This window comes from Microbacterium sp. GW823-FHT02G05, from assembly GCF_058797175.1.
Genome location: NZ_JBXAJK010000001.1, coordinates 529059 through 545261, shown reverse-complemented (window position 1 = coordinate 545261; position 16203 = coordinate 529059). Strand labels below are relative to the sequence as shown.

The window sequence follows — 16203 nt, the reverse complement described above, 5'->3', positions numbered from 1 at the left end:
GGGGTGTCTCCTTGGGTGATGCGGCGATCGCCGGGCGGAGCGATGTGCGCTCGCACCCGGCGATCAGTGGTTGCGAGGGTCAGTCGCGCAGGGCGAGGATGGCCTCGGCCCAGGTCTTGACCTGCGGGTTGGCGGCGTCGATCAGCGACGCGACGGGCTTGCGCCACTCGGCCAGGTCGATCGTGGTGAACGCGACGCCGGCGTCCTCGAGGAACTTCTTGTTCTCCGCGGCTTCGGAGATCGACGTGGCGCGGTAGTCGGCCGACACCTCGTCCGCGGCGGCGAGCAGGATCTCCTGCACCTCTGCCGGGAACTGGTCGAAGGAGTCGCCCCACATCTGGAAGTGGAAGTTGCCGAACAGGTGGTTCGTCTCCGCGACGAACGGCGCCACCTCGTAGAACGAGCTGAAGCGCACGACGTCGATCGGGTTCTCCTGACCCTCGATCGCACCCTGTTCCATTGCGGAGAAGACCTCGTTGAGCGCCATCGGCGTGGGGCTCGCGCCCAGCGCCTGCCAGGTCGAGATGTACGTCTGCTGGTTCGGAACACGCAGCTTCAGGCCGGAGAGGTCGTCGAGGCCGTCGACCTCGCGGATCGAGTTGAGCTGACGTCCTCCGCGGTAGAGCGCGCCGATGAGCTTGAACCCGGAGTCCTCGCGCACGGCGTCGAGGATCTCTGCGGACATGTCGCCGTCCCAGACCTCGAAGAAGTGATCGGCGTCCTCGTAAAGGAAGGGCAGGCCCTCGATCGCAGCCAGGTCGGTGTAGCGCTCGAGCGAGCCCAGGCTCTCGATGACGATGTCGACGCTGCCGATCTCGAGGCCCTCCTGCATCTCCTCCCAGCTGCCGAGCTGCGCGGAGGGGAACAGATCGATCGTGATCGCGCCATCGCTCTTCTCTGCGACGAGCTCGGAGAGCTGCTCGGCGGCCCGGTGCTGCAGGCTGTCCGGGGCGTAGGCATGACCGAGGGTGAGGCTCATTGACTCGATGGCACCGTCCTCGGTGCTGCCGGTCGCGGGAGACGAGGAGCATCCCGCGATGCCCGCTGCGAGCACGAGGGCGGATCCGGCGGCGAAGAGCCGGCGGAAGGTGGTGTTGGTGCGCATGGTGACGTGCCTTTCTACGCGCGACGGCGCGCGTGATCGCATGAGGAGAGGAGGTCCTCATGTGTGCCGTTCTTGCTGGCGGTTACTGTGTGGGGTCTGCGCCGACCGGACTGGTCGGCGGTGGATCAGGTGGTGACGTTCTCGATGCCCTCGGGCAGGTCGCCCAGGGTGCGGCGCAGGCGCTTCTCGGCGCTGCGGAGGTGCGCGCGCATCGCTGCCTGCGCTTTGCGGGGGTCGCGCGCGACGATCGCTTCGACGACTCGACGGTGCTCCTGGTTGGAGCTGTGGGTCTCTCCGGCGGACTGGATGGAACGGGTCATCCACACTTCGAGAAGTGACGTGATGTTCGACAGCACATCGGCGAGGGCGAGGTTGCGGGCGGCGCGAGCGATCGCCGAGTGGAAGGCGATGTCGGCGGCCACGAACGCCTCGCCGGGGCCGAGGTCGTCCATCTGCTCGACGAGGGCGACGAGCTCCGCGGCCTGTTCCTCGGTGCGTCGACGTGCTGCGAGGCCCGCAAGGGCGAACTCGATCTCCTGACGCGCCTCCACGAGATCCATCACGCGGCGCTCGCCGAGGAAGAGCCCCCATTCGATGACGCGCGGCAGCAGCGTCGATCCGGTCGAGCGAAGATAGGTGCCTGCACCCTGGCGGATCTCCAGCACCCCCAGCAGTCCCAGTGATTGGATGGCTTCGCGCACCGCGCCACGGCTCACGCCGAGGGACTCGGCCAGCTGGCGCTCACTCGGGATGCGGCTGCCTCCGAGCAGGTCTCCGGAGAAGAAGTACTCGGTGAGCGCGCGGATGATCTCAGAGGAGAGCTCGGCTGTCGGGTCGATCGGCGGGAGCGAGACGGGTGCGTTGGCGGCCGGTGTCATCGGGATTCCTCTCGGAGCTGGCGACGGAGCTTCAGGAGCTGCGCGTAGGCGTTGTCACGCGCTTCGATCATCCGACGAGCCTCGTCTGCCTCCAGTCCGAGGAATCCTCCGCCGGTCTTGATGCCGAGATCTCCGGAATCGACGCGCTCCTTGAGCATGGCAGGAACTGTGAAGCGCTCGCCGAAAGCGCGCTCCAGCGAGACGTACGAGTTCGCGTAGACGTCGAGTCCGGCCATGTCGCCGACCGCGAAAGGACCGTAGAGGGCGAGGCGGAATCCGAAGGATGCCCGCACCACGGTGTCGATCTCCTCCGGCGTCGCAGCGCCGTCCTGCACCATCTGGACCGCCTCCTTGTAGAGGGCGAACTGCAGGCGGTTGCAGACGAAACCCGGGGTGTCCGCGACGATGGCGGGCTCCTTGCCAGCGTTCTCGAGCATGGTCACGATGCCCGAGAGCAGGGAGCGATCGGTCGTCGCGTGGGCGATGACCTCCACTCCGGGCAGGAGCGGGGCGGGGTTGAACCAGTGGATGCCGGCAAAGCGCTCTGGCTTCTCCAGGACCTCCGCCAGCTCTCCGATCGGAATCGCGGAGGTGTTGGAGCCGATGATGGCGTCGGGACGTGCGTGCTTCTCGATCGTGCGGAGCACCTCATGCTTGAGGGAGATCTCCTCGAAGACCACCTCCATGATGAGGTCGGCGCTCCCGACCGTCGCGGGGAGGTCTTCGCTGGCGGAGAGATTGGCCGTGAGGGTCTCGCGCTCGGCGGCGGTGATGAAGCCCCGGGCGAGGTGCGAGTCTGCTTCGGCGAGCACCTCATCACGGCGGGTCTGTGCGCGCCCTGCCACAGCATCGAGCAGCACGCAGGCCACTCCGGACTGGGCAAGCACCTGTGCGATGCCGCCGCCCATGTAGCCGGCTCCGACGATCGCAACGCGCGTGATTTCAGACACTTCTCTCCTTCGATGGGGTGCTGGTCGACCCCGCTGTCTGAGCACGATGTTTGCATACTCTTCGGCAAGTGGTCAACCACTTCATTCATTTCGCCTTGACATTTCAAGGCGAATACGGTCAGGATTGCACACTGAGTCGAAAAGTGGTTAACCACTTCGCTCGTTCTCTCACTACCCGCTCTCAAAGGAGACAGCATGTCCGAAGAGGACTGGGTTCCTCAGCCCCCCGCTCTGAACCGGGGTCCGCTGGCCGTCCTGGACCGCGTGGTCGCCGCTCTCGTGGTGATCGGCTTCAGCGTCATGACCATCACGATCGTGATCCAGGTCGCCGCACGATACGTCGCGAACAGCCCGACCGTCTGGTCGGAGGAGCTGGCGATCAGCCTCTTCGTCTGGTCCACGATGCTGGCGATCCCGCTCGGACTGCGTCGCGGCGAGCACCTCACACTCGACCTCGTGTCCAAGTTCATCCCGGCAAAGATGGAACGCTGGCTGGGCCTCGCCGTTGCCGTGACGACCACCGTGACACTGCTCATCCTCGGCTGGCTCACCTTCGGCCTGATCCCCGCCGGTGACCGTCAGCTCCTCGCGGGCATCGCAGGCGGCCTCGGCATCCAGGCGAAGGTGTCGTGGGTCTACATGGCCGTTCCCGTCGGTGCTGCACTCAGCGCGATCTTCACCATCGAGCGCGCGGTCGCTTTCTTCCGCGGTCGCCTCACCGTTCTCAACGCCGATGCGGACCAGGCCGTCATCGACGTTCTCGACTCCGAGGTGGGCGACGTCGAGGAGGCGACCCGCGAAGGGCACGGGCTTCTCGACGGTACGACCGGAGGCCAGGAAACCGGGTCATCTCCCGCCCAGCGCCGCGCCGCTGACGACTCTTCGAAGGAGGCGTGACGATGGGTTACGCATTGGCTTTCGGCTTCGGCGCACTGCTCGTCGTCGGGCTCCCGATCGGTATCGCCCTCGCGCTCAGTTCGATGATCGGACTGGAGTTCTTCAGCAACGTGCCGCTGGAGATCGCCGCCCAGCGCATGGTCGCGGGCATCCGCAACTTCCCGCTGCTCGCGATTCCGCTGTATGTCATCGCGGGTGCGCTCATGAACGCCTCAGGCATCACCCAGCGTCTCATCGACTTCGCGTACGTCCTCGTCGGCAGCATCCGCGGAGGCCTGGGCCACGTGACCGTGGTCACCACAGCGATCTTCGGTGGAATCTCCGGGTCGCAGGTCGCTGACACCTCCAGCGTCGGCCGCATCATGATCCCGCAGATGGTGCAGCGGGGCTATTCGCCGCGATACGCCGTCTCGCTCATGGCGACGGCAGGCGCGATGTTCGTCACGATCCCGCCCTCGATCAACCTCATCGTCTACGGCGTGCTGGCCCAGGCCTCGATCGCCGACCTGTTCTTCTACGGTCTGATCATCGGACTCGCATTCGTCGCGTCGCTGCTCATCGTCGGCTACATCGTCGCCGTAGTGAAGAAGCAGCCAGCCGAGCGTCGCGCGACGGCGAAGGAGATCACGACCGCTCTGGGGCGCGCCGTATGGGCCCTCATCCTGCCCGTCGTGATCATCGGTGGCATCCGCATCGGCGCCTTCACGCCGACCGAGGGCGGTGCGGTCGCCGTGCTGCTCGCCGTGATCATCGGTTTCTTCGTGCACAAGGAGCTGACGCTCAAGAAGCTGTTCCGCTCGATGACGGAGTCCTCCGTCCTCGTCGGTGTGATCATGCTCGTGATCGCCGCCGCGCAGATCTACTCCTGGGCGCTGGTGAGCGGTCAGATCCCGCAGGCCATCTCGACGTGGATGCTCAACCTCACGGACAACCCGCTGCTGATCCTGCTCCTCATCAACATCCTGATCCTCGTGATCGGAACGGTGATGGAGGGCAACGCGGCACTGATCGTGTTCGTGCCGCTGCTGCTGCCCGTGGCGACCGCCGTCGGTATCGATCCGGTGCACCTGGGTCTGATCATGGTGGTCAACCTCGGCATCGGACTGCTCACACCGCCGGTCGGTCTGTGTCTGCTGGTCTCGTGCAAGATCGGCAAGATCTCGGTCTCGCAGGCGATCCCCGCGATGCTGCCGTGGTTCGGTCTCTGCCTCGCGTTCCTGTTCGGCGTGACCTACCTGCCGGTGATCTTCGGCTGGTTCTAGGTGAAGTGACCTGCGGATGCCGCATCGTCTCTCGGACGATGCGGCATCCGTTCGTCTCAGCCGGTGACGTCGCGCCGCTGCAGGGCGACGGCGGATGCCACAGCGAAGACGATCGCGAATCCCCAGACGAGTGCGAGTCCGCCGAGATCAACTCCGTCGCTCAGGGGCGACTGGTGGTAGACCCACGCATACGGGGAGAAGGTGTTGAGCCATTCCAGGCCGCTGCTCTGCTTCGCGACCGCCTGGAAGACGTAGCTGAGCACGGCGACGCCGGCGGCGGCTCCGCTCGCCCACGACCGCCGTCCCGTGAGCGCGCCGACCAGCAGGCCGATGGCCGCCGTGAGGAAGCCGAGCCCCGCCAGCGCCGCCGACGCGCCGATGATGTGCGGCGGATCGATGCCGAGGCCGACCGGCTCGTTCATCCCCCATACGATGAGTCCGGCGAGAACTCCGAGCCAGAGCAGCTTCACGACGATGGCCGCGGCCTGCTCCAGCGCGTACTGGACGCGCGCGATCGGGTGAGCGAGGTCGAGCTCGAGCCGCCCCGATTCCTCGGCGCCGCTGATCGCCGCCGAACTCCAGATGACCGCGGCGATCGTGAACAGCACGAAACCGGTCAGTCCGTAGAACGTGCTCTGCGCGTAGCCCGCACCGGTCGCGATCTGGTCGTAGCCGATCGTCTTCGTCAGCTCTTTCGGGAGCGCGTCGATCACTGCCTGCAGCTGTCCGCCGGTGCCGAAGCTCTTGAAGAGCGGCAGGTAGAGAAACAGCAGGGCCGTGATGCCGAGGCTCCAGCCGATCAGTCCTCGCCAGGACTCGCGGATGCTGCGACGCAGCACCGGCACGCTAGTCACGAAGACTCCGTCGCGTCGGGGCGGGGGCAGCATCCGCTCCGTAGAGTCGCAGCACGGACTCGGCCAGATCCGGCTCCTCGATCGTGAGGTCATGCACCTCGCAGCGGGCGAGTGCCTTCACGAAGGGATCGATCGGCCCCTCGACGGTGCCGCGCATGCGCACGAGGCCACCGTCTTCGGCGACCTCCACCGATGTGAGTCCGGGAACGCCCTCGAACAGGGTGCGCGTGGCGGCAGCATCCGTCGTCTGGATCACGGCCTGCACCCGTCGGATCGACGCGAGCCGCAGTGCCGACACGGCACCGTCCGCGACGACTCTGCCATCGGCGAGCACTGCCACCTCGTCGGCGGTCTGCTGGATCTCGCTCAGCACGTGGGAACTGAGCAGCACCGTCTGGCCGGCATCGCGCGCCTCCCGCACCATCTGCAGGAACTCGCGCTGCACGAGCGGGTCCAGCCCGCTGGTCGGCTCGTCGAGGATGAGCAGTTCGGGCGCATGCATGAACGCTTGAACGAGGCCGAGCTTCTGCTTGTTGCCCTTCGACAGGGTGCGCACCGGGCGACTCAGATCGAGGCCGAGACGCTCTGCCAGGCTCTCGGCCGTGCCCGGAGCGACGGGCCCGGAGACCTCTTCATAGAAGGAGAGCAGTCGGCGACCGGTGACGCGCCCTTCCAGTCGCAGTTCGCCCGGCATGTATCCGATGCGGCGGCGCAGTGCCGCCCCGCCCTGCCGCGGGTCTTCGCCGAGCACGCGGGCGACGCCGGACGTCGGTCGGATGATGTCGAGCAGTACGCGCAGCGTGGTCGATTTTCCGGCACCGTTCGGGCCGATCAGGCCGAAGATCGTGCCCGGCGACACGCGCAGATCCAGATCATGCAGAGCGGTGTGCTGGCCGAACTTCTTGTGCAGGTGCGAGATCTCGATGGCGGCGCTCACGATTCCCCCTCACGGGGTCGACGGGCCCCACGTTGGGCACCATATGCCCGTCGTCCGCGGTCGTCAAGAGAGGCTGCCGCGTACAGTAAAACGGTGTCCGACTTCCCCTACTCCCGCCTGCGACGCTTCCCTGATGTCGAGGCCGAGAACCTGCAGGCCTGGGATGCCACCGACGAGCTGCTGGTCGCGGAGGCGCTGAGGGCGGATGCTCCGGGCACGACGATCGCGGTTATCGGCGACGAGTACGGGGCGATCACGCTCGCGCTCGCCGCAGCCGGTCTGCGCGGCATGCGGGTGCATCAAGATCTGGCGACGGGGCGTCGAGCGCTTGCGAACAACGCGCGGGCGTTGCTTTCTGCGGATGCTTCGTCCGCCGGGGGGCGTGTCGAGGGCGGACACGCCGACGGCGTCGCAGACCTCCCGCAGGAAGACACGGCCTTCACATCGCACGAGCTCGCACCGGAGCTTCTTTCGGGCGTCCGCCTGGTGCTGCTGCAGCTGCCGAAGGCGCTCGCGGAGCTGGAGGAGATCGCGGATGCCATCGCACGCTGGGCGGCGCCGGATGTCGTCGTGATCGCGGGCGGACGCGTCAAGCACATGACTCTCGGTCAGAACGAGGTGCTCGGACGCTACTTCGAGAGCGTGCAGGCGCAGCGCGCGCAGCGGAAGTCCCGCCTGGTCATCGCATCCGGCCCTCGGCCCGTCGCGGGGACGCCGCCGTTTCCGGTCGTAGAGACGCATGACGGGCTGACACTCGTGGCGCACGGCGGCGCGTTCGCCGGCGCACGACTCGACATCGGAACGCGGGTTCTCCTGGAGGCACTGGGGGTGGGGCGTTCACAACTCCTCCAAAACGGTGTCGAAGAGGCCGAAACTGCCCGAAACGGGGGCTTCGCCGAAGATTCTGGAGGAGTTAGTGCCCGCACGGTTGTCGACCTGGGCTGCGGCACCGGGGCGCTCGCCGTCTCGTACGCACTCGCGCACCCGGAGGTCCGGGTGATCGCGACCGACCGCTCGGCCGCGGCGGTGGCATCTGCCCGTCAGACCGTCCTGGCGAACGGGGTCGAAGACCGCGTCACCGTCACGCACGACGACGCGGGATCCGAGATCGTGGATGCCTCGGTCGATGTCGTGCTGCTGAATCCGCCGTTCCACCTGGGCGCGAGCGTGCACACCGGCGCGGCGACGCGTCTCTTCGAGGCCGCCGCGCGCATCCTCCGCCCCGGTGGCGAGCTGTGGACGGTCTTCAATTCGTCGCTCGCCTATCGCGGCGAGCTCACCCGTCTGATCGGCGAGACGCAGCAGGTCACCCGCACCCCGAAGTTCACGGTGACGCGCAGCATCCGCCGCTCCTGAGACTTCCGCCGCGTCGGAGGCCGTGGGCATAATGCTCAGATGGCCGCCTCAGAACTGCCCCTGCCCCGCATCGTCGACGCCGAGGAATGGGCAGACGCACGCCGCGTGCTGCTGCAGCAGGAGAAGGCGCTGACACGCATGAAGGACTCCGTCGCCGCGCTGCGCCGTCGCATGCCGGTCGTCGAGATCACGACGGACTACGTGTTCGAGGGGGCGGATGGCCCCGTGCGGCTGCTCGATCTGTTCGGGGATCAGCCGCAGCTCATCATCCAGCACTTCATGTTCGGTGAGGACTGGGTGGAGGGCTGCGACGGATGCTCGATGGTGGCCGACCACATCGGTCCGCTGAGCCACCTGCGGGCCCGGCGCACGTCGTTCGCGATGGTGTCGCGCGCGCCGCTGGCGAAGCTGATCCCCTTCCGTGAGCGGATGGGGTGGGATCTGCCGTGGGTGTCGTCCGGTGGCACTTCGTTCAACGAGGACTTCGGTGCGACGCACGAGGGCGAGGAGCGCCAGGCGATCAGCGTCTTCGTTCGTCGGGGCGAGCGGATCTTCCACTCCTGGTCGACGTTCGCGCGGGGAGAAGAGCCGTTCATGCTCGTGTTCGATCTGCTCGATCTCACGCCGTATGGTCGTCAGGAGTCCTGGGAGAACTCCCCGGATGGGTGGCCGCAGGAGCCACCGTACTCGTGGATGCGTCTGCACGATCGGTACGAGGACGACAGCGCCTGACGGCCACCAGCGGGTTCCCGCGCCGGCGACCCGCGGTCAGGCGATCCGCCGGCGGTAGACGAGCATCGCTCCCGCGTAGGCGACGACCAGGATGCCCACGCACCAGGCCAGCGCGACCCAGAGGTCGGTGCCGACGGGCTGCCCGTCGAACAGGGCCTGGATCGAGTTGACGATCGAGGTGACCGGCTGGTTCTCGGCGAACCAGCGCACCGGGCCCGGCATCGTCTCGGTGGGCACGAAGGCCGAGCTGATGAACGGCAGGAAGATCAGCGGGTACGAGAACGCACTCGCGCCGTCAACCGTCTTCGCGCTGAGTCCGGCGATCACGGCCAGCCAGGTGAGCGCGAGGGTGAACAGGCCCAGGATGCCGATGACTGCGAGCCAGGCCAGGGGGCTCGCACTCGTGCGGAAGCCCATGAGAAGCCCCACGCCGAAGATGATCGCGAGCGTGATGCCGTTGGCGACGAGCGACGTGAGCACATGCGCCCACAGCACGCTGGAGCGGGCGATCGGCATCGAGTGGAATCGCTCGAAGATGCCGCTCTGCAGATCGGTGAACAGGCGGAACGCCGTGTAGGCGATACCGGAGGCGATCGCGATCAGCAGGATGCCGGGGAGCAGGTAGTTGACGTAGTTGTCGACTCCCGTGCTCTGACGCAGCGCGCCGCCGAACACGAAGACGAAGAGCAGCATGAGCGCGATCGGGGTGACCGCCGTCGTGATGATCGTGTCAGCGCTGCGGAAGATGTGGCGCATCGAGCGCCCGGTGAGCGTCGCGGTGTCGGCGACGAAGTGCGTGGTCATGCGACATCCTTTCCGGTCTTCGTGCCGACGAGCGAGAGGAAGATCTCCTCCAGCGTCGGCTGCTTCTCGACGTATTCGACCTTCGCCGGAGGCAGTAGGGCCTTCAGCTCTGCGAGGGTGCCGTTCGCGATGATCCGGCCCTCATGGAGGATCGCGATGCGGTCGGCCAGGTGCTCGGCCTCATCGAGGTACTGCGTCGTGAGCAGCACCGTCGTGCCCGTGTTCGCGAGGTTCTTGACGACCTCCCACACCTCGATGCGCGCCTCGGGATCGAGTCCCGTGGTGGGCTCGTCGAGGTAGATGACCTCGGGGTTGCCGATGAGGCTCATCGCGATGTCGAGCCGTCGCCGCATGCCGCCGGAGTAGGTGCCGACGCGGCGGCCTCCGGCATCCGTCAGCCGGAACGTCGCAAGCAGGTCGTCGGCGATTTGGCCCGGGGCTGCGAGGTGACGAAGCTTCGCGACGAGCACGAGGTTCTCACGCCCGGTGAGGATCTCATCGACGGCCGCGAACTGGCCGGTCAGAGAGATCTTCTCGCGGACCTTCTGCGGCGCGGATGCCACGTCAAGCCCCTGGACGACGGCTGCGCCGGCATCCGCGGTGAGCAGCGTCGAGAGGATGCGGACCATCGTGGTCTTGCCGGCGCCGTTCGAGCCGAGCAGGGCGAAGATGGACCCGGGCGCGACCTCGAAGTCGACACCGCGCAGCACATGCAGGTCCTTGTGCGACTTCTCGATCCCGCGCACCTCGATGGCGGGTGCTGTCGTCATTTCTCCGTCTCCCTGGCCTTGTCGACGGCCTCGATCAGGCGCGCGCGTTCTTTGTCGATCCAGCGGGTGCCGGCGTAGGCCTGAGCGAAGTTCTCGGCGAACTCCACGGCGTCGTCGCCGACGATCGCGCTCACGGGGGTGCCGTCGATCGCGGCGCGCTCCCAGAGATCGGCGAGGTCGGTGAACATCTGCACCAGGGTGTCCCCGTCGGTCACACCGCCGTAGTACATGTAGTAGCGGTGCTGCGCCTCGGCGACCTGGCGGTAGGGCTCGGGCAGCGACTCAATGCGTGCCTTGGCCTGCTTGTACTGCTTCTTCTGCTCGAGCGATCCGGTGAGCGCTTCGATCCATTTGGCGGCCATGTCAGTTCTCCTTGGTGTTCGTGTGCAGTTCTTCGATGTGTGTGGCGAGGAAGTTCCAGGTCTTCCAGAACTCCTCAAGCTCGGCGGTGCCGTGCGCGTTGAGGGAGTAGACCTTGCGCGGTGGTCCTTTCTCGCTGGGGACCTTCTCGACGTCGACGAGGTTCTTCTGCTCGATGCGCACGAGCAGGGCGTAGATCGTGCCCTCGGCAATGTCGGTGAAGCCGCGGTCGCGCAGTCGCGCGGTGATCTCGTATCCGTAGGCGGGCTGTTCGGCCAGCAATGCCAGGACGATCCCCTCCAGGGTGCCCTTGAGCATCTCGGTCATCTGCTTGCCCATCAGGGCCTCCTCACTACTCGGTGTTGCCGAGTACCGGTACAAAGTAACACCGAGTACCGGTACTTAGCAAGAGTGAATACTGAGTCTTCGAGAATGCCGAGGGGGCTTGTCGAACGATAGTCAACGACATATCGTTAACTATCGTTTCGACGACCACTGGGAGGTCATCATGAACACATCAATGCCCGGCAATCCGTTCGGCGGATCGAGCGGCGGGCCCACCGGCGGTCCCGACTTCCGACGCCCGGCGGCGGCGATCTTCGAGGTCATGGATCAGTTGCGCTCCGCGTTCGAGCAGCGCACCGGACCCACGCGGATGGCGCGTGGTGATGTGCGCACGGCGGTGCTCAGCCTGCTCGCCGAAGGACCGATGCACGGCTACCAGATCATCCACGAGATCGAAGAGCGCAGTGGCGGCACCTGGAAGCCCAGTGCCGGCTCCGTCTATCCGACCTTGCAGCTCCTCGCCGACGAAGGGCTGATCACGGCAGAAGAACGCGGAGGTCGCAAGACGTACTCGCTCACCGAGGCGGGGCAGGAGACCGCGGATGCTGCCGCGGAAGAGCCCGCACCCTGGGAGGCATCCGGCTCCCGCACCTCCTTCAAGCACAGCGCGCTGGCGAAGTCGGGTGCCGACCTCGCCGGCGCAGCCGCGCAGGTCGCCCGCACCGGCACCCCCGAGCAGATCGAGAAGGCCGCCGCTGTGCTCGACGACGCGCGCCGTAAGCTGTACGCCATCCTGGCCGACGCGTGAACCGGTCTCGACGATCCGCGGATGTCGGCCGGTGAGGGGAGGGCTGTCCGCGTGAACGACGCTGCGCGCAGCATCCGCCCTCACCGTGCCCGCTACCGAAGGATCCTGCGCTTCGCATCGCGTCAGCTCGCGCAGCTGTGGTGGTTCGAGATCGTGCTGCCTCGCTTCGGGATGGCGGGAATCGCGGAGCGCTCGCGACCCGAGCGCCTGCAGCGGATGGCCGAGCGCTTTCGTGTGCTGGCCGTCGACCTCGGCGGACTCATGATCAAGGTCGGGCAGTTCCTGTCCTCACGCCTCGACGTGCTGCCGCCCGAGGTCACCCGCACGCTGGAGGATCTGCAGGACGAGGTGCCCGCTGAGCCCTTCGCCGCCATTCGACAACGCGCGGAGGAAGAACTCGGCATGCCCCTGTCGCAGGCGTACGCCTTCTTCGAGGAGGTGCCGCTCGCCGCAGCATCCCTCGGTCAGGCGCATCGCGCGCGGCTCTCTGCCGACGTCGCCACGGATGCTGGCTTCGAAGACGTCGTGGTCAAGGTGCAGCGCCCCGGAATCGAGGAGATCGTCGAGGTCGACCTGGACGCGCTGCGGCGCGTTGGGCGATGGCTGAGTCGCATCCGAACCGTGTCCGACAAGGTCGACGCACCGGCTCTCATGGAGGAGTTCGCGCAGACCACTCGCGAAGAGATCGACTACCTGCACGAGGCGACCAGCGCCGAGCGCTTCGCCGAGAACTTCGCCGCCGATCCGCGCGTGGCCGCGCCGCAGATCGCCTGGGAGCGCAGCACGCGCCGCGTGCTCACGCTTTCGGACGTGACGGCGATCAAGGTCAACGACGCTGTGGCGTTGCGAGCCGCTGGCATCGACCCCGCGGAGGTCGCGACGGCGTTCGCTGAGGCCATGTTCGAGCAGATCTTCCGGCACGGCTTCTTCCATGCCGATCCGCACCCGGGAAATGTCTTCGTGACGGCGGATGCTGCAGGCTGGCGCCTCACCTTCATCGACTTCGGGATGATGGGCGAGGTTCCCTCCGGCATCCGCGAGGGGTTGCGCACGATCGTGATCGCGCTCGCCGCACGCGACAGCCGTCGTCTCATCGAGGGCGTCAAGGGTGTGGGTGCACTGCTGCCGACCGCCGATACCCGCGAGTTCGAGAAGGCGGTGACGCAGCTCTTCGCGCGCTTTGGCGGCATGGGGTTCGCCGAGATGAGTGCGGTCGATCCGCGCGAGTTCCGCGACTTCGGCAACGAGTTCGGCGACGTGATCCGCAGTCTGCCGTTCCAGTTCCCGGAGGGATTCCTCCTGCTCATGCGAGCCGTCTCGCTGACGTCCGGTCTGTGCAGCTCGCTGGATCCTGACTTCAATGTCTGGGATGCCGTCGAGCCCTACGCGGCGCAGCTGCTGCGCGACGAGAGCGGCAACATGGTGCGTGACTTTGCGCAGGAGGCGATGGCCACCGCCGGGGTCGCGTGGCGGCTGCCGCAGAGGATCGATGGCGTCGTCGATCGGCTCGAAGAGGGCACGCTCACGTTCGATCTCTCACGCTTGGAGAGGCGGATGGACTGGCTGATCCGCCTCGTGCGGCGGGCTGTCGGCGCCGTCGTGTTCGCGGGTCTGCTGGTCGGCGGGGCGCTCCTGGTGGGCGTGAACCCTGTCGTGGGAACGCTGCTCATGGTCGGATCCGTCGTGCCGCTCGGATACGTGCTGTTCGCGGGGGTCGGGCGGAGGTAGGCGGGGCTACGGTGCGAGCGCCTGGACGTCGGCGCGCCCGTACCCGCCGAGCTTCTCGACCGCGAAGTCGAGCAGGGCGGATGCGCGCGGGGTGAGTGACATGTCTGCCGGCCAGAGCCCCACCACATGCGACAGGGTGACCGGTGGATCGAGCGGCAGGATGACGACCGGTCGGCCCTCCGTGCTCATCGGGAGGATGTTCGGCCGGGACATCAGCAATCCGTAGCCCACGCCGCGTCCGACCAGGGCCTGAACGAGACTGATCTGCGGCACCTTCGTCACGATGCGTGGCTCCAGACCGCGCGCGGCGAAGGCGTCCGTGACGTTTCGGGTGCCCGGGGTCGCGTCATACAGAATGCACGGCTCGTCCGCGAGCTCTGCGAGGTCCACCGTGCGGGACGTGGCCAGCGGGTGGTCGGGGTGCAGATGCACTTCGAGTTCGGTCGCGTAGATCTTGCGGCGGCGGTATCCGACAGGCAGTGACACGTCGAAGACGAGCGCCACATCGAGGTGCCCGGCGTCGAGGGCCGCGAGCAGTTCTTCATTCGTGCCCACGGTGATCTCGATACGCACTCCCGGATGCTTCTTCGGGAACCCCTCGAGAAGCTCGGGCACGACGTTCGTCGCGAAACTGGAATAGCAGCCGAGCTTCACAGGCCCGCGGAGTTCGTTCCCGTCGCCTGCACCCAGGACGAGCTCCTGGGTGTCGGCGATGATCTTCCGGGCCTGCTCGGCGAAGCGCTGCCCCGCGGGAGTCAGAGTAAGGCCGCGCGCCTTGCGGCGCACACACAACTGCTCGCCGACGGCCTTCTCGAGGCTCGTGACCGCCTGCGAAAGCGCGGACTCCGAGATGTGCAGGTGCGCGGCGGCCGCGCTGAGGGTGGTGAAGTCGGGGAGGGCGGCGAACAGCTCCAACTGTCGCAGGCTGACATCCGCCATTGCTCTCCTCCGGGCAAAGTTCTTCTGTCTGATCGAACTATATCTGCGGATAACCGTGATTTACACGCAGAGTGCTGTCGAGGACGATAAGAACACCCGATTCCCACACCCCGCTCCCGCAGGGAAAACAATGACGTTAGGGACACAGATGACCTCTTCCGCTGCTGCGCCAGCATCTTTGCGCCGGATCGCCTTCGCGACGATCATCGGCACCACGATCGAGTGGTACGACTTCTTCATCTACGCCACGACCGCAGGGCTCGTGTTCGCTCAGTTGTTCTTCCAGCCCGCCGGCAAAGAGATCGCGCTCCTGCTTTCCTTCGCCACCGTCGGAATCTCCTTCCTGTTCCGCCCGCTCGGTGCCTTCCTCGCCGGTCACTTCGGTGACATCATCGGGCGCAAGGCGATGCTGGTCGCAACGCTCGTGCTGATGGGCGCGGCGACCACCCTGATCGGCGTGCTGCCCACGTACGCGCAGATCGGCATCCTGGCACCCGTGCTGCTCTTGCTGCTGCGAATCCTGCAGGGCCTCTCCGCCGGTGGCGAGTGGGGCGGCGCAGTGCTGATGGCCGTCGAGCACGCGCCCGCGGATCGCCGCGGCCGCGCAGGCTCCTGGCCTCAGCTCGGAGTGCCGCTCGGATTCCTGCTGGCGTCGGGGATGACCGCGCTCATGACCGGCGTCATCTCTCCCGGTGCGGCCTACCTCGAGTGGGGGTGGCGCGTGCCCTTCCTCCTCAGCGCCGTGCTGATCGTGATCGGCTTCGTCATCCGCCGTTCGGTCTCGGAGAGCCCGGTGTTCGAGGAGATCGCGAAGCGCGGCAAGCAGTCCCGCCTGCCGATCGTGACGCTCTTCAAGCGCTACTGGCACCTCGTGATCCTCGCGGCGCTCGTCTTCGTCGGAAACGGCACGCTCGGCTACATGACCACAGGTGGCTTCCTCAACAACTACGCGATCAACGTGCAGAGCATCGACACCACAGCGGTGCTCGTGGCCGCCGTGTTCGCGGCTACCGTCTGGTTCTTCTCGACGCTCATCGCGGGATACCTGGCTGACCGGATCGGCCGGAGGAACACCTTCCTGATCGGCTTCGGCATCCAGGCGATCGTCGTCTTCCCCGTCTTCTGGCTCGTCGATGAGGGCGCGCTGCCCGGGCTCTACCTCGCGCTGCTGCTCATCTCGACCGGCCTCGGCCTCACCTACGGGCCGTTGGCTGCGTGGTACTCGGAGATCTTCCCGGCATCCATCCGCTTCTCCGGTGTATCGATCACCTACGCGATCGGTGCCGTCCTCGGCGGCGCATTCGCGCCCATGATCGCGCAGATGCTGCTGGGAGCGACCGGCACGACCGCCGCCGTCTCCGGTTACCTGCTTCTCGCCACCCTGCTCGGAGCGGGCGCGACCCTGTGCCTGCGTGATCGCTCCGGCATCCCGCTCGGCCCGGATCACGAAGCGGAACAGGCGACGGGAGCCACGATCTTCGCGTCCCGCACACCCGTCGCGCAACTCGCGGAAACGAAGTAGCGCCCTTCGCGCATCG

Annotated in this window: 17 protein-coding genes; 7 read left to right on the top strand and 10 right to left on the bottom strand. The window is 66.8% G+C overall.

Annotation, left to right across the window (positions count from 1 at the left end):
• Positions 1-79: 79 nt before the first annotated feature.
• The 3 genes from AC1REM_RS02545 to AC1REM_RS02535 form a co-directional block, all read right to left on the bottom strand.
• Positions 80-1105 (bottom strand): TRAP transporter substrate-binding protein, encoded by a 1026-nt coding sequence (locus tag AC1REM_RS02545; protein ID WP_492513179.1) that lies wholly within the window; start codon positions 1103-1105, stop codon positions 80-82.
• A gap of 125 nt (positions 1106-1230) precedes the next feature.
• Positions 1231-1983 carry a FadR/GntR family transcriptional regulator gene (locus AC1REM_RS02540; RefSeq protein WP_204938446.1) on the bottom strand — a complete coding sequence of 251 codons (753 nt, stop codon included), beginning with the start codon at positions 1981-1983 and terminating at the stop codon, positions 1231-1233.
• Complete coding sequence (locus tag AC1REM_RS02535) at positions 1980-2933, bottom strand: 3-hydroxyacyl-CoA dehydrogenase family protein (RefSeq protein WP_492513178.1); 954 nt, start codon at positions 2931-2933, stop codon at positions 1980-1982. The genes AC1REM_RS02540 and AC1REM_RS02535 overlap by 4 nt, the downstream gene beginning before the upstream one ends.
• A 195-nt stretch (positions 2934-3128) precedes the next feature.
• Between AC1REM_RS02535 and AC1REM_RS02530 the strand changes: the two genes are divergently transcribed.
• Positions 3129-3830 carry a TRAP transporter small permease gene (locus AC1REM_RS02530; RefSeq protein ID WP_492513177.1) on the top strand — a complete coding sequence of 234 codons (702 nt, stop codon included), beginning with the start codon at positions 3129-3131 and terminating at the stop codon, positions 3828-3830.
• A gap of 2 nt (positions 3831-3832) precedes the next feature.
• On the top strand, positions 3833-5092 hold the full coding sequence (locus AC1REM_RS02525) for a TRAP transporter large permease (protein WP_378786603.1): 1260 nt from the start codon (positions 3833-3835) through the stop codon (positions 5090-5092).
• 56 nt (positions 5093-5148) lie between these two features.
• Here the strand turns inward: AC1REM_RS02525 and AC1REM_RS02520 are convergent, their stop codons facing one another.
• Positions 5149-5946 (bottom strand): ABC transporter permease subunit, encoded by a 798-nt coding sequence (locus tag AC1REM_RS02520; RefSeq protein WP_492513176.1) that lies wholly within the window; start codon positions 5944-5946, stop codon positions 5149-5151.
• On the bottom strand, positions 5939-6883 hold the full coding sequence (locus tag AC1REM_RS02515) for an ABC transporter ATP-binding protein (protein WP_492513175.1): 945 nt from the start codon (positions 6881-6883) through the stop codon (positions 5939-5941). The genes AC1REM_RS02520 and AC1REM_RS02515 overlap by 8 nt, the downstream gene beginning before the upstream one ends.
• A gap of 93 nt (positions 6884-6976) precedes the next feature.
• Between AC1REM_RS02515 and AC1REM_RS02510 the strand changes: the two genes are divergently transcribed.
• Both AC1REM_RS02510 and AC1REM_RS02505 read left to right on the top strand, forming a co-directional pair.
• Positions 6977-8239, top strand: coding sequence for a class I SAM-dependent methyltransferase (locus AC1REM_RS02510; RefSeq protein WP_492513174.1), 1263 nt, complete (start codon positions 6977-6979; stop codon positions 8237-8239).
• A 39-nt stretch (positions 8240-8278) separates the two neighbouring features.
• Positions 8279-8971 (top strand): DUF899 domain-containing protein, encoded by a 693-nt coding sequence (locus tag AC1REM_RS02505; RefSeq protein ID WP_492513173.1) that lies wholly within the window; start codon positions 8279-8281, stop codon positions 8969-8971.
• Positions 8972-9007: 36 nt separating this feature from the next.
• Here the strand turns inward: AC1REM_RS02505 and AC1REM_RS02500 are convergent, their stop codons facing one another.
• Genes AC1REM_RS02500 through AC1REM_RS02485 form a run of 4 tightly spaced genes read right to left on the bottom strand, consistent with a single transcriptional unit; the run spans position 9008 to position 11244 of the window.
• Positions 9008-9775 carry an ABC transporter permease gene (locus AC1REM_RS02500; RefSeq protein WP_492513172.1) on the bottom strand — a complete coding sequence of 256 codons (768 nt, stop codon included), beginning with the start codon at positions 9773-9775 and terminating at the stop codon, positions 9008-9010.
• The gene (locus tag AC1REM_RS02495; RefSeq protein ID WP_492513171.1) at positions 9772-10545 is read right to left on the bottom strand and encodes an ABC transporter ATP-binding protein; all 774 of its coding nucleotides are present in this window, start codon (positions 10543-10545) and stop codon (positions 9772-9774) included. Before AC1REM_RS02495 ends, AC1REM_RS02500 begins: the two co-directional genes overlap by 4 nt.
• A complete protein-coding gene (locus AC1REM_RS02490) occupies positions 10542-10907 on the bottom strand; it encodes a DUF1048 domain-containing protein (protein WP_204938436.1) in 366 nt (121 codons plus the stop codon). The genes AC1REM_RS02495 and AC1REM_RS02490 overlap by 4 nt, the downstream gene beginning before the upstream one ends.
• A gap of 1 nt (position 10908) precedes the next feature.
• Positions 10909-11244: a PadR family transcriptional regulator gene (locus tag AC1REM_RS02485; RefSeq protein ID WP_489968135.1), complete on the bottom strand. Its 336-nt coding sequence runs from the start codon at positions 11242-11244 to the stop codon at positions 10909-10911.
• A 169-nt stretch (positions 11245-11413) separates the two neighbouring features.
• Here AC1REM_RS02485 and AC1REM_RS02480 point away from each other — a divergent pair, with 169 nt between their 5' ends.
• Entirely contained in the window at positions 11414-11998 is a 585-nt protein-coding gene (locus AC1REM_RS02480) for a PadR family transcriptional regulator (protein ID WP_492513170.1), read from the top strand.
• Between the two features lie 21 nt (positions 11999-12019).
• A complete protein-coding gene (locus AC1REM_RS02475) occupies positions 12020-13726 on the top strand; it encodes an ABC1 kinase family protein (RefSeq protein WP_492513169.1) in 1707 nt (568 codons plus the stop codon).
• A gap of 6 nt (positions 13727-13732) precedes the next feature.
• Here AC1REM_RS02475 and AC1REM_RS02470 read toward each other — a convergent pair whose 3' ends face one another.
• Positions 13733-14665, bottom strand: a complete 933-nt coding sequence (locus tag AC1REM_RS02470) for a LysR family transcriptional regulator (protein WP_492513168.1) — start codon at positions 14663-14665, stop codon at positions 13733-13735.
• Positions 14666-14813: 148 nt separating this feature from the next.
• Between AC1REM_RS02470 and AC1REM_RS02465 the strand changes: the two genes are divergently transcribed.
• Positions 14814-16187 carry an MFS transporter gene (locus tag AC1REM_RS02465; RefSeq protein WP_492513167.1) on the top strand — a complete coding sequence of 458 codons (1374 nt, stop codon included), beginning with the start codon at positions 14814-14816 and terminating at the stop codon, positions 16185-16187.
• The last annotated feature ends 16 nt before the right edge of the window (positions 16188-16203 follow it).

Bases quoted from the DNA above. Each gene is read 5' to 3' on its own strand.
- AC1REM_RS02470 (WP_492513168.1), bottom strand. From the start codon at position 14,665: ATGGCGGATGTCAGCCTGCGACAGTTGGAGCTGTTCGCCGCCCTCCCC.
- AC1REM_RS02525 (WP_378786603.1), top strand. From the start codon at position 3,833: ATGGGTTACGCATTGGCTTTCGGCTTCGGCGCACTGCTCGTCGTCGGG.
- AC1REM_RS02465 (WP_492513167.1), top strand. From the start codon at position 14,814: ATGACCTCTTCCGCTGCTGCGCCAGCATCTTTGCGCCGGATCGCCTTC.
- AC1REM_RS02495 (WP_492513171.1), bottom strand. From the start codon at position 10,545: ATGACGACAGCACCCGCCATCGAGGTGCGCGGGATCGAGAAGTCGCAC.
- AC1REM_RS02500 (WP_492513172.1), bottom strand. From the start codon at position 9,775: ATGACCACGCACTTCGTCGCCGACACCGCGACGCTCACCGGGCGCTCG.
- AC1REM_RS02530 (WP_492513177.1), top strand. From the start codon at position 3,129: ATGTCCGAAGAGGACTGGGTTCCTCAGCCCCCCGCTCTGAACCGGGGT.
- AC1REM_RS02490 (WP_204938436.1), bottom strand. From the start codon at position 10,907: ATGGCCGCCAAATGGATCGAAGCGCTCACCGGATCGCTCGAGCAGAAG.
- AC1REM_RS02485 (WP_489968135.1), bottom strand. From the start codon at position 11,244: ATGGGCAAGCAGATGACCGAGATGCTCAAGGGCACCCTGGAGGGGATC.
- AC1REM_RS02545 (WP_492513179.1), bottom strand. From the start codon at position 1,105: ATGCGCACCAACACCACCTTCCGCCGGCTCTTCGCCGCCGGATCCGCC.
- AC1REM_RS02475 (WP_492513169.1), top strand. From the start codon at position 12,020: ATGTCGGCCGGTGAGGGGAGGGCTGTCCGCGTGAACGACGCTGCGCGC.
- AC1REM_RS02480 (WP_492513170.1), top strand. From the start codon at position 11,414: ATGAACACATCAATGCCCGGCAATCCGTTCGGCGGATCGAGCGGCGGG.
- AC1REM_RS02505 (WP_492513173.1), top strand. From the start codon at position 8,279: ATGGCCGCCTCAGAACTGCCCCTGCCCCGCATCGTCGACGCCGAGGAA.
- AC1REM_RS02540 (WP_204938446.1), bottom strand. From the start codon at position 1,983: ATGACACCGGCCGCCAACGCACCCGTCTCGCTCCCGCCGATCGACCCG.